Genomic DNA, 11,272 nt, shown 5'->3' on the forward strand with positions numbered 1-11,272 from the left:
GCCGTGCCCCGCATGTCGCCCCTCCGTCGGATCCTCCACGCGCGACTTCTTCCACACCGGTCGCGCGGGCGTGCGCGACGCATGGAGTTTCCGAATGAAGCCGCACCACACCTTCCTCACGCTGGCGATCGCGCTGGCACTGTCACCCGCTGCCCATGCCACCGGCCGGGCCCAGGCCACCGAACTCGACACGATCGTGGTCACCGCCACGCGCACCGAGCTCAATGCCATCGACAGCAACGTCCCGGTGCAGGTGATCGACCGGGAGCTGATCGAACGCAGCCAGGCGACCTCGCTGCTGGACCTGCTGCGAGGCCGCGCCGGCATGGACTTCGCCAACCAGGGCGGCGCCGGCAAGCTGAGCTCGATGTTCCTGCGCGGCACCGAGTCCGACCACGTGCTGGTGCTGGTGGACGGCGTGCGCATCGGCTCGGCGACCGCCGGCATGAGCTCGTTCCAGGACCTGCCGCTGGAGCAGATCGAACGCATCGAAGTGGTGCGCGGGCCGCGCTCGAGCCTGTACGGCGCCGAGGCGATCGGCGGCGTGGTGCAGATCTTCACCCGTCGCCCGGCGGAAGGCCCGCTGCAGGGCACCTTCAGCATGGGCGCGGGCAACAACGGCTTCCGCTCGGCCAGCACGGGCATCGGCCAGCGCACCGGGCGTGCCTGGTTCCAGGCGCAGGGCGCGTGGCAGCGCACCGACGGCATCGACGCCTGCCGCGGCACCGCTGCCGGCTGGGGCGCGGGCTGCTTCGTCGACGAGCCCGACCGCGACGGCTACCGGAACGCGTCGGTGAGCCTGCGCGGCGGCATTGAGGTGTCCGATACCCTGGACCTGGAAGGCCATGCGCTGCTTGCCGATGCCTTCAACGAATACGACGGCAGCATCTTCGGCGGCAACGAGGCCGACAACCGGCAGCAGGTTCTGGGCACGCGACTGAAGTGGCGGCCGCGCGCCAACGTCGACCTGGACCTGCGCGTGGGCCGCTCGGACGACCGCGCCCTGACCCGCTTCCACGATCCCGTCGACGACAGTCGCGACTTTGCCAGCCGCATCAACACCCGTCGCTTCACCGCCTCGGCGCAGGGCGACGTGGCGATCGGCGACGACCAGGTGCTGAGCGTCGGCATCGACTGGATGCGCGACGCGGTGGAGGCCAGCACGGCCTACATCGAGGACCGCCGCGACAATACCGCCGGCTTCGTCGCCTGGCAGGGCCGATTCGATGCGCATGCCTTCGAAGCCAGCCTGCGCCACGACGACAACGAACAGTTCGGCGGCCATGCCACCGCGAGCGTCGGCTACGGCTTCAGTTTCGCCGACGGCTGGCGCCTGACCGCCAGCGCCGGCACCGGCTACAAGACTCCGACCTTCAACGATCTGTATTACCCCGTGTATGGCAATGCCGACCTGCGGCCGGAGGAGTCGCGCACGATCAACCTGGGCCTGGCGCGCCAGGGGCAGAACCGGGGCTGGACGTTCAACGTGTTCGAAACCCGGATCGACGAGCTGATCGGATACGACACCGACTTCGCCCTGCTCAACGTGGACGAGTCGCGCATCCGCGGCGCCGAACTGACCGCGCACGCCACGCTGGCCGGCTGGGACCTCGGCGCGGAGCTCGGCCACATCGATCCCCGCAACCTGTCGCCGGGACCGAACCACGACAGGCTGCTGCCGCGGCGCGCGCGCAACAACGGGCGTATCGACGTCGATCGCGCGCTCGGCGATTTCCGCATCGGCGCATCGGTGCTGGGAAGCGGCGCGCGCTATGACGATGCGGCGAACACCGTGCGCCTGGGCGGTTTCGCCACGGTGGACCTGCGCGTGGAGTACGCGATCAATCCCGAGTGGACGCTGCAGGCGCGGGCCAGCAACCTGTTTGACCGCGACTACGAGACGATCGCGTGGTTCAACCAGCCGGGACGGGAGTACGGGCTGACGCTGCGCTATCGCCCCGCGAAGTAGGCCGCCGCCTTTGTGGGAGCGGCGGACGTCAAGGACGGGCAAGGGTGGTCAAACCCTCAAGTCCATCGAGGACAGCCACCGCCCCCGCGCGCTCCAGGTCGAAATCACGCGGATACCCGTGCCGCAGCAGCACCAGGTCCATGCCGGCCGCCTTCGCGGCGCCGGCATCGGCTTCGGAATCACCCACCATCAGCGTGTCCGCCGCGGACACGCCGTGCAGCGCCGCCAGGTGCAGCAACGGCATTGCATACGGCTTGCGCTCGGCCAGCGTGTCGCCGCCGACGACGTGGGTGAACCAGCGGTCGATGCCCATCGCATCGCTCAGCACGCGCGCCATGCGCTCGGGTTTGTTGGTGGCCATGGACATCGCCACGCCAGCATCCGCCAGCGCGGCCAGCGTCTCCGTGGTGCCCGGATACAGGCGCGCGTGCAGCAGCAGGCACGCTTCGTAATGGACCATCAGCCGCGGCATCACCGCGTCAACATCGGCATCGCTGCCGGCGTGGCGCAGGGCGCTGTCGAGCAGCACGTGCGTGCCCAGGCCGATCCACGCGCGCACGGTGGCTTCGTCCTCGCGCGCGTGGCCGAGTTCTTCCAGGGTGCGATTGACCGCCTCGGCGATGTCGGCGGCGCTGTCGACCAGGGTGCCGTCGAGGTCGAACAGCACCAGCGACCAGGGGAATGACACAGGGCGTCTCCTCGGCTTCATCGGACGGCCATTGTCGCCGGCGCACCGCGGGCGGGCCAGCGCAAGGCGGGCCGCTCAGGCAAGGACACGGGCCTTCGACAGGTCCAGGCGCGTCGTCGTGCCCTGCCACGGCCGCGACGTGATCTCAAGCGTCCAGCCCAGGTGCTCGCACAGCCGCGAGATCAGCTCCAGGCCGATACCGCCGCGCTCGCGGCCGCCGCCGCGCGCCATGCGCGCATAGATCGCGCTGATCTCCTCGGGCGTCATGCCGTGTCCGGGATCATCGATGACCACCGCGGCGGCATCGATGCGGATGTCGATCCCGCCGCTGTCGCTGTTCTCGATCGCATTGCGCAGCAGGTTGCCGATGGCCGCCTGCACCACCGGCATCGGCGCCAGGATCTTGCAGCGCGGCGGCGGCTGCAGCGCCAGCACCAGACCCTTCTCGCGCGCCATCGGCAGGTGGTCATCGATGATCTCGGGCAGCAGCTGCGCGAGGTCGATGCGATCGCTGGCCTGCGCCAGGCGTCCCGGCTCCTTGGCCAGGACCAGCAGCAGCGCGATCAGGCGCTCGACCTCGCGGCCGGTGCGGCTGATGCGCGCGATCTGCTGCCGCGCGGCGTCCGGCACGCCGGTCTGCGCGGCGGCAAGCTCCGCCGCGCCCGAGATCACCGCGATCGGCGTCCGCAGCTCGTGGCGCATGCTGTCGATGAACACCCGTTCGCGCTGCACGTACAGCTCGTTGCGGGCGATGTAGTCGTTGAGCGCCTCCGCGATCACCACCAGCTCCGAGCTGGCATCCGCCGGCAGCTCGATGCGCTGGCCGGTGCGGTCGGGGCGCAGGTGCCCGATGCGCTGTGTTCGGCGCGCTGCTGTTCGGCGCGCGATGGCTGCTGCAGTTCGGCGCATCGCGGCGCGCCGGGCGCGCGGTGGTGCCGCGCAGCTTCTGGATCCTGAGCCTGTGCGGCAGCGGGCTGACGCTGGCGTACTTCGTGTTTTCCGACAAGCAGGACGCCGTGGGCGTGCTGCAGAACCTGCTGCCGGCGCTGACCGCCGCCTACAGCCTGTGGCTCGAACTGCGCCCCGCGCGACGCGTGGCGCTTCAGCAGGAGGCGAACAACGGCGCCTGGAGCGGCGCTTCCTCCGGATCGCGAAAGCCGGCCAGCCCCACCCCGGCCAACCGGTAGCGCGTCGACGCCGGCAGCGACACGCGCTCGCGCAGCGCCAGCGCGATGGCGGTGAACTCCGCAAGCGTCGCCGGCGGCATGTCGGGCGTATGGCTGCGGGTGAGGATGCGAAAATCCGAGGTCTTGAGCTTCAGCACCACCGTGCGCCCGACGCGCGGCGTCTTTCGCGTGGCGTCCCAGGCCTTGGCGGCCAGGCGGCGCAGCGCGTCCTCGAACTCGTACAGCGTGAGGTCGTGCTCGAAGGTGTCCTCGGCCGAGATCGACTGCACCGGCTGGTCGGGCTCCACCGGGCGCTCGTCGATGCCGCGCGCACGCCGGTACAGGCCGGCGCCGAAGCTGCCGAAGCGTGCCTGCAGCTCTTCCAGCGCGAACGCGCGCAGGTCGCCGACGGTGGCCACGCCGATGTCGGCGAGCTTCTGTTCCATCACCTTGCCCACGCCCGGGATCTTCGATACCGGCAGCGGCGTCAGGAAGGCTTCGACCTGGGACGGCTTGACCACGAACTGGCCGTCGGGCTTGTTCCAGTCCGAGGCGATCTTGGCCAGGAACTTGTTCGGCGCGATGCCCGCGGAGGCGGTGAGCGCGGTGGCCTCGCGGATCTCGGCGCGAATCATGCGCGCGCTTTCGGTGGCGCTGGGTGAGGCGATCTTCGGCGCGGTGACGTCGAGGTAGGCCTCGTCGAGCGACAGCGGCTGCACGAGGTCGGTGTGGCGCAGGAAGATGGCCCGGACCTGCTTCGACGCCTCCTTGTAGCGCACGAAGTCCGGCGGCACGAATACGGCGTCGGGGCACAGGCGCTCGGCGCGCACCGCCGGCATCGCCGAACGCACCCCGAACACCCGCGCCTCGTACGAGGCCGCGCACACCACCGAGCGCGCGCCGCGCCAGGCCACGACCACCGGGCGGCCGCGCAGGGACGGATCGTCGCGCTGCTCCACCGACGCGTAGAAGGCGTCCATGTCGATGTGCAGGATCTTGCGCATGTGCGCATTATCCCGCAGCGCTGCCGGATGGGCTGCAGGAGCGGCCAGAGCGCCTTTCGGAGCCGCCAAGGACTCGTGGGAGCGGCCAGGGAGTCTGTGGGAGCGGCTATAGCCGCGAAAAGTGTCACGTACTGCCCAAGCAGCGATCGCGGCTATAGCCGCTCCCACAAAAAGCCCGCTTACATCGGTGGAGAGGCTTCGACCGGCAGGGTCACCAGCATCAAGGTCGCGTCGTCCGGATCCGGCACGACCTTGAAGCCGAGCTTCCGGCACATGGCGAGCATGGTGCTGTTCTCGCGCAGCACCTGGCCCTCGATGGTCTCGAGCCCCATCCAGCGCGCGACCTCGATCATCTGCTGCATCAGGCGCCAGCCGAGGCCGGCGCCCTTCAGGTCGGAGCGCACCATGATCCCGTACTCGCCGCGCCGGAAGTCGGAGTCGGCAAGCAGGCGCACGGCGCCGAGCATCTCGTCGGTTTCGACATCGATCGCCACCAGCGCCATCGAGCGCGCGTAGTCCAGCTGCACCAGGCGGGCGATGAAGTCGTGGCTGAAGTCGCGCACGGCGCGGAAGAAGCGCAGGCGCAGGTCTTCGGCACTGACGTGCTCGAAGAAGCTTCGGAACATGGCGTCGTCTTCCGGGCGCACCGGGCGCAGGAAAGCCTGGCGGCCGCTGGACAGCGTGAGCGTGCGCTCGAGCTCGGTCGGGTACGGGAATACCGCGAAGCGCGGGTGGCCGCGGCCGCGGTGCAGGCGCGTGGACGGCGCCACCGCGATCCGCGCATCCACCGCCACCGCGCCGCCGGCATCGACCAGCAGCGGGTTGATGTCGATCTCGCGCAGCTCCGGGATGTCGGCGGCCAGCTGCGCGAGCTTCACCAGCACCAGGGCCAGCGCGCGCTCGTCGGCGGCGGGCACGTCGCGATAGGCGCGCAGGATGCGCGAGACGCGGGTGCGGCCGATCAGCTCGTGCGCCAGGCGCAGGTCCAGCGGCGGCAGCGCCAGCGCCTTGTCGTCGATCAGCTCGACCGCGGTGCCGCCGCGGCCGAACACCACCACCGGCCCGAACACCGGGTCGTCGGCGATGCCGGCGATCACCTCCCGCGCCTTCGCGCGCAGCACCATCGGATGCACGCTGACCCCGTCGATGCGGGCCTCTGGCCGCAGCTTGCGCGCGCGCTCGATGATGTCGGCGGTGGCCTCGCGCACTGCTTCGGCGCTGCCGACATGCAGGCGCACGCCGTCGACGTCCGACTTGTGCGCGATGTCCGGCGACAGCACCTTGACCGCGACCGTGCCGCCATCGGTGAGCATCGGCGCGGCCAGGGCCGCGGCGGCGTCCGGATCGGCGGCCTGGACGGGCGTGGCGAGGTCGATGCCGTAGGCGCGCAGCAGGCGCGCGGTGTCGGCGGGATCCAGCCACTCGCGGCCTTCGGCAAGCGCCGCGTCCACCAGCGCCTGGGCGGTGGCGCGATCGAAGGCGAAGTCGTCGGGCAGGCTCGGCGGCGTCTCCATCAGTGCTGCCTGGGCTTCGCGGTGGCGGACCAGGTACATGAAGCCGCGCACGCCCTCGGTCTCGCTGGCATAGGTCGGCACGCCGGCATCGCCCAGCAGGGCGGTGGCGCCGTCGTCATCGCCCAGCCACAGCGCCAGCACCGGCTTGCGCGCCGCGCCGCGTGGCCGCGCCTTGAGCACCGCGACCGTGGCCTCCGCGGTCTCCCTTGGCGCGGAGAGCACGGTGGGCACGTTGACTGCCAGGATGGCGTCGTTGCCCGGGTCATCGAGCAGCGCCTCCAGTCCGGCGGTGTAGCGCACACCGTCCGCATCGCCAAGCAGGTCCACCGGATTGGTGCGCGACCAGCCGCGTTCGAGCGTGGCGTCCAGGCGCTCCACGGTAGAGGCCGAAAGCCGCGCCGGCTCGCCGCCCAGGTCCTGCAGCAGGTCCAGCGCGAGCAGGCCGGTGCCGGCGCCGTTGGTCAGCACCGCCAGGCGCTTGCCGGGCACGCTCCCCAGGTGCGAGAGCGTCTCGGCAGCGGCGAACATCTCGTCGAGTGCGCGCACGCGCAGCAGGCCGGCGCGGCGGAAGGCCGCGTCATAGACATCGTCGGGGGTGGCCAGCGCCGCGGCATGGCTGGAGTGCGGTGGTGCGCGGCGCAGGTGCCGGCCCGGGCGCACTACCACCACCGGCTTTCCGCGCGACGCCGCGCGTGCGGCCGACAGGAATTTGCGCGCGTCGCGCACGTGTTCGAGGTAGAGCAGGATCGCGCGCGTGTGGCGGTCGACGGCGAACCAGTCCAGCAGGTCGGCGAAGTCGACGTCGACCGCATCGCCCAGCGACACCACCGCGGAGAAACCCGCCCCGCGCGCATGCGCCCATTCGATCATCGCCGCGCCCACCGCGCCCGACTGCGACACCAGGGCGATGTCGCCGGGCGGCGGCCGGTGCGCCGCGAAGCTGGCGTAGAGCTTCGAATGCGGCGCGATCACGCCGAGGCAGTTGGGCCCGACCACGCGCAGGCCGCGCTCGCGCGCGACCGCCGCCAGCGCGGCATTGTGCGAATCGGGGCCCTCGCCCATGCCACGCGTCAGCACGATGACCGCGCGCGCGCCGGCATCGGCGGCGGCGGCGGCCACTTTCGCGACCTTCGACGGCGGCGTGGCGATGATGACCAGCTCCGGCGTGAAGCCCAGCGCGTCCAGCCGCGGCGAAGAGTCGACGCCGGCGATCGACGGATAGCGCGCATTGACCACGCCCACGCGCCCTGGGAAGCCACCTTCGACGATCTGCCCCAGCACCAGCCGGCCCAGCGAGCGCTCCCGCGGGCTGCCGCCGACCAGGGCCACCGAGGCCGGCGCGAATACGGAACCGAGTGCGTAGGTACCCATCGGATGGCAGACCCGGCATGCGCGGAAGGGTCCGTGACGATATCACCGGCGCGTGACCCGCCGGTGCTGCCGGCCCGGCCCTGCACGCCTTCCTCAAATGCAGCGGAGTAACGTGGTTCAGGATCGGCCCCGACGGAGGCCGCAACCCACCCGGGCGCCATCGCGTCCACGCAGGAGGTCCGCCCATGGTCGCTACCGTTCCTCGCAGATTCGCGCCCGCGTATCACCCGGCGCACGCAGCCCTGTCCGGCGGGGCCCTGACGCTGTTCATCGGCGCCTTGCTGAGCGACATCGCCTACGCCCGCACCTACGAGATCCAGTGGAACAACTTCGCGTCCTGGCTGATCGCCAGCGGCCTGGTGGTGCTGGCGCTCTCGCTGGTGTGCGCGCTCTTCGGCCTGGCCGCATCCAGGCGCACGCGGGCATCGGTCCTGCACTTCGTGCTGCTGCTCGCGACCTGGGTGGTCGGCTTCTTCAACGCGCTGATGCACGCCCGCGACGCCTGGGCCAGCATGCCCGGCGGCCTGGTGCTGTCGGTGGTCGTGGTTGTGCTGGCCGTGATCGCGGCCTGGCTGGGCTTCAGCAGCCCGCGCATCGGAGAAGTGAAATGAACCGCCATCCCCTGCCCGCCATCGCGATTCTCAGCCTCGCCCTCGCCGCCTGCGGAGGCAAGGAGTCCGCGCCGCTGCAGTACGGCGCCAACCCGGACCTGCCCGAGCCGCATCGCGGCCTGATGCCGGACATGGTGATCGCCGAGCCCGCCGGCTGGGGCGACCGCCTGCCGGTGGTGCCCGAGGGCTATACGGTCAGCGCCATCGCCACCGACCTGTTGATCCCGCGCCAGACCCTGGTGCTACCCAACGGCGACATCCTGGTGGCCGAGGGCCGCGGCGGCAACGCGCCCAAGCTCAAGCCCAAGGACGTGATCGCCGGGCCGATCAAGTCCGCGGGAACCACCTCGGTGAAGAGCGGCAATCGCCTGACCCTGCTGCGCGACGCGGATGGCGACGGCGTGTACGAACTGCAGACGGTGTTCGCCGACGAGCTCGACGCGCCCTACGGCCTGGCCCTGATCGGCGGCGATCTGTATGTAGCCAACCAGGACGCGGTGGTGCGCTTCGACTACCAGCCAGGGCAGACGCAGGCCAGCGCGGCGGAGCCCGAGGTGCTGACCCTGCTGCCGTCGGAGATCAACCACCACTGGACCAAGGCGATGGCCGCCAGCGCCGACGGCCGCTTCCTCTACGTCGGTATCGGCTCCAACAGCAACATCACCGAGCGCGGCATGCTCGCCGAGCAGGACCGCGCGATGGTCTGGGAGATCGACGTCGCCACCGGCATGCACCGCCCCTACGCGACCGGCCTGCGCAATCCCACCGCGCTTGCCATCCAGCCCGGCAGCGGCCAGCTCTGGGCCGTGGTCAACGAGCGCGACGAGATCGGCCCGGACCTGGTGCCCGACTACCTCACCTCGGTGCGCGACGGCGGCTTCTACGGCTGGCCCTACAGTTACTGGGGAAGCAACGTCGATGACCGCGTGCGTCCGCAGGATCCGGAAAAAGTGGCCTCTGCCATCGTTCCCGACTACTCCCTCGGCTCGCATGTCGCCGCGCTTGGCGTCGACTTCTCCAGCCCGGTGATGGGCGCGGAGTTCGCCGACGGCGTCTTCGTCGGCGAACACGGCAGCTGGAACCGTGCCGACCCGGTGGGCTACAAGGTGGTGTTCGTGCCCTTCCTCAACGGCCGCCCGGCGGGTGATCCCGTCGACTTCGTCACCGGCTTCCGCGACGACGACGGCACCACCCGCGGCCGCCCGGTCGGCGTGACCGTGGATCCGCGCGGCGCCCTGATCGTGGCCGACGACCTGTCGAACACCATCTGGCGCGTGGCCCGGACCGGCGGCGCCGCAACGCCGCCGCCCGCGTCCACCGCCGACCCGCTGGACGCCGCGGATCTTGCCCGCCCGGATGATGCGGCCGAAGTCGCCGCGGCAACGCCCGCGGAGACGATGTAGGCCTCAGTTCGCGTACAGATCCACGTACTCGGGCACCGGCATCGCCTCGAGCGTCGCCTGGTCCAGGCTGGCGGCCAGGATCGCCTCCTGGCGCGCGACCGGGAACCGCCGCGCCAGGTTGCGGCGGAACTTCGCCTCCAGCAGCGGGATGCCTTCGTCGCGACGGCGCCCGTGCCCGACCGGGTACTCCACCGCGACTTCGTCGAGCGCGGTGCCGTCTTCGAAAGCCAGCGTCAGCGCGTTGGCGATGCTGCGCTTCGCGGGATCGTGGTAGTCGGCGGTGTACTGCGGATCCTCCACGCAGGCGATCTTCGCGCGCAGCCGGTCGATGCGCGGGTCGGCGGCAACCTCGTCCTCGTAGTCGGCCGCCGTCAGGCGCCCGAAGATCAGCGCCACCGCGACCATGTACTGGATGCAGTGGTCGCGGTCGGCCGGATTGTCCAGCGGGCCCTGCTTGTCGATGATCCTGATGCAGGCCGCCTGGGTGCGGATGGTGACCGCGGCGACCTCCTCCACGCGCCGTCCGGCGCGCGCGAGCCGGTCGTGCAGCAGCAAGGCCGCCTCGACCGCGGTCTGGCCGTGGAACTCGGCCGGAAAGCTGATCTTGAACAGCACGTTCTCCATCACGTAGCTGCCGTAGGGGCGCTGGAAACGGAAGGGTTCGCCCTTGAACGACACGTCGTAGAACCCCCAGCCGGGAGCGGTCAGCGCGCCCGGACAGCCCATTTCCCCCGTGGCCGCGATCATCGCCAGGCGCACGCCGCGGCTGGTGGCGTCGCCCGCGGCCCAGGACTTGCGGCTGCCGGTATTGGGCGCGTGGCGATAGGTGCGCAGGCTCTGCCCGTCCACCCAGGCCTGCGAGACGGCATTGACGATCGCGTCGCGCGACAGCCCAAGCAGCCCGGCCACCACCGCGGTCGAGGCCACCTTCACCAGCACCACGTGGTCGAGGCCGACGGCATTGAAGCTGTTCTCCAGCGCGAGACAGCCCTGGATCTCGTGCGCCTTGACCATGGCGCGCAGCACGTCGCGCATCAGCGGCGGCGGTCTGTCCTCGGCGATCGCGGTGCGGCCCAGCCAGTCGGCCACGGCGAGGATGCCGCCGAGGTTGTCCGACGGATGCCCCCACTCCGCCGCCAGCCAGGTGTCGTTGAAGTCCAGCCAGCGCACCATCGCGCCGATGTTGAAAGCGGCCTGCACCGGATCGAGCTGATAGCCGGTGCCGGGCACCCGCGCGCCGTTCGGCACCACCGTGCCCGGGACGATCGGCCCGAGCAGCCGGGTGCAGGCGGGATACTCCAGCGCCTCCAGGCCGCAGCCCAGCGTATCGAGCAGGCAGTGGCGCGCGGTCGTCCAGGCCAGCGGTGATTCGACCGCGAAGCCGGTGACGTAGTCGGCGATGTCGACCATCGCCTGGTCGGGCTCCGGGCGGACGTTGGGAACGAGCGTGGACATGGCGGCCTCCGCCTGCGGTGATGCCCCGACGCTACTCCCCCGCCCGCGGCGCGGCCATTGCGTGCCGTTCACGACGCCACGCCGCGCATCC

8 protein-coding genes and 1 pseudogene are annotated in these 11,272 nt (G+C 71.0%); 4 read left to right on the forward strand and 5 right to left on the reverse strand.

What is annotated here, in order from left to right:
- Window positions 1-94: 94 nt before the first annotated feature.
- Window positions 95-1,969, forward strand: coding sequence for a TonB-dependent vitamin B12 receptor (gene btuB, locus WCE39_RS03660; RefSeq protein WP_343275351.1), 1,875 nt, complete (start codon window positions 95-97; stop codon window positions 1,967-1,969).
- Window positions 1,970-1,997: 28 nt separating this feature from the next.
- Here the strand turns inward: btuB and WCE39_RS03665 are convergent, their stop codons facing one another.
- Together WCE39_RS03665 and WCE39_RS03670 are read right to left on the reverse strand one after the other, a co-directional pair.
- Entirely contained in the window at window positions 1,998-2,657 is a 660-nt protein-coding gene (locus WCE39_RS03665) for an HAD-IA family hydrolase (protein WP_343275352.1), read from the reverse strand.
- Between the two features lie 75 nt (window positions 2,658-2,732).
- Window positions 2,733-3,437, reverse strand: a complete 705-nt coding sequence (locus tag WCE39_RS03670) for a sensor histidine kinase (RefSeq protein ID WP_343275353.1) — start codon at window positions 3,435-3,437, stop codon at window positions 2,733-2,735.
- Between the two features lie 83 nt (window positions 3,438-3,520).
- On the opposite strand from WCE39_RS03670, the pseudogene WCE39_RS03675 reads away from it, so the two are divergent.
- Window positions 3,521-3,739: pseudogene (locus tag WCE39_RS03675) on the forward strand (lipid-A-disaccharide synthase N-terminal domain-containing protein); the annotation flags it as partial.
- Window positions 3,740-3,759: 20 nt separating this feature from the next.
- Here WCE39_RS03675 and dinB read toward each other — a convergent pair.
- Both dinB and WCE39_RS03685 read right to left on the reverse strand, forming a co-directional pair.
- Window positions 3,760-4,827 carry a DNA polymerase IV gene (gene dinB, locus WCE39_RS03680; RefSeq protein WP_343275354.1) on the reverse strand — a complete coding sequence of 356 codons (1,068 nt, stop codon included), beginning with the start codon at window positions 4,825-4,827 and terminating at the stop codon, window positions 3,760-3,762.
- Between the two features lie 179 nt (window positions 4,828-5,006).
- The gene (locus tag WCE39_RS03685) at window positions 5,007-7,712 is read right to left on the reverse strand and encodes a bifunctional acetate--CoA ligase family protein/GNAT family N-acetyltransferase (RefSeq protein WP_343275355.1); all 2,706 of its coding nucleotides are present in this window, start codon (window positions 7,710-7,712) and stop codon (window positions 5,007-5,009) included.
- A gap of 185 nt (window positions 7,713-7,897) precedes the next feature.
- On the opposite strand from WCE39_RS03685, the gene WCE39_RS03690 reads away from it, so the two are divergent.
- Both WCE39_RS03690 and WCE39_RS03695 read left to right on the forward strand, forming a co-directional pair.
- Window positions 7,898-8,323: a DUF2231 domain-containing protein gene (locus WCE39_RS03690; RefSeq protein ID WP_343275356.1), complete on the forward strand. Its 426-nt coding sequence runs from the start codon at window positions 7,898-7,900 to the stop codon at window positions 8,321-8,323.
- Complete coding sequence (locus WCE39_RS03695) at window positions 8,320-9,726, forward strand: PQQ-dependent sugar dehydrogenase (protein ID WP_343275357.1); 1,407 nt, start codon at window positions 8,320-8,322, stop codon at window positions 9,724-9,726. The genes WCE39_RS03690 and WCE39_RS03695 overlap by 4 nt, the downstream gene beginning before the upstream one ends.
- Window positions 9,727-9,729: 3 nt before the next feature.
- Here the strand turns inward: WCE39_RS03695 and WCE39_RS03700 are convergent, their stop codons facing one another.
- Window positions 9,730-11,181, reverse strand: a complete 1,452-nt coding sequence (locus WCE39_RS03700) for a bifunctional 2-methylcitrate dehydratase/aconitate hydratase (protein ID WP_343275358.1) — start codon at window positions 11,179-11,181, stop codon at window positions 9,730-9,732.
- Window positions 11,182-11,272: the final 91 nt, after the last annotated feature.

The organism is Luteimonas yanweni (assembly GCF_039548475.1).
GTDB lineage: Bacteria > Pseudomonadota > Gammaproteobacteria > Xanthomonadales > Xanthomonadaceae > Luteimonas.

Coding starts and splice junctions, on each gene's coding strand:
- WCE39_RS03690 (WP_343275356.1), top strand. CDS start 7,898: ATGGTCGCTACCGTTCCTCGCAGATTCGCGCCCGCGTATCACCCGGCG.
- WCE39_RS03695 (WP_343275357.1), top strand. CDS start 8,320: ATGAACCGCCATCCCCTGCCCGCCATCGCGATTCTCAGCCTCGCCCTC.
- WCE39_RS03700 (WP_343275358.1), bottom strand. CDS start 11,181: ATGTCCACGCTCGTTCCCAACGTCCGCCCGGAGCCCGACCAGGCGATG.
- dinB (WP_343275354.1), bottom strand. CDS start 4,827: ATGCGCAAGATCCTGCACATCGACATGGACGCCTTCTACGCGTCGGTG.
- WCE39_RS03685 (WP_343275355.1), bottom strand. CDS start 7,712: ATGGGTACCTACGCACTCGGTTCCGTATTCGCGCCGGCCTCGGTGGCC.
- btuB (WP_343275351.1), top strand. CDS start 95: ATGAAGCCGCACCACACCTTCCTCACGCTGGCGATCGCGCTGGCACTG.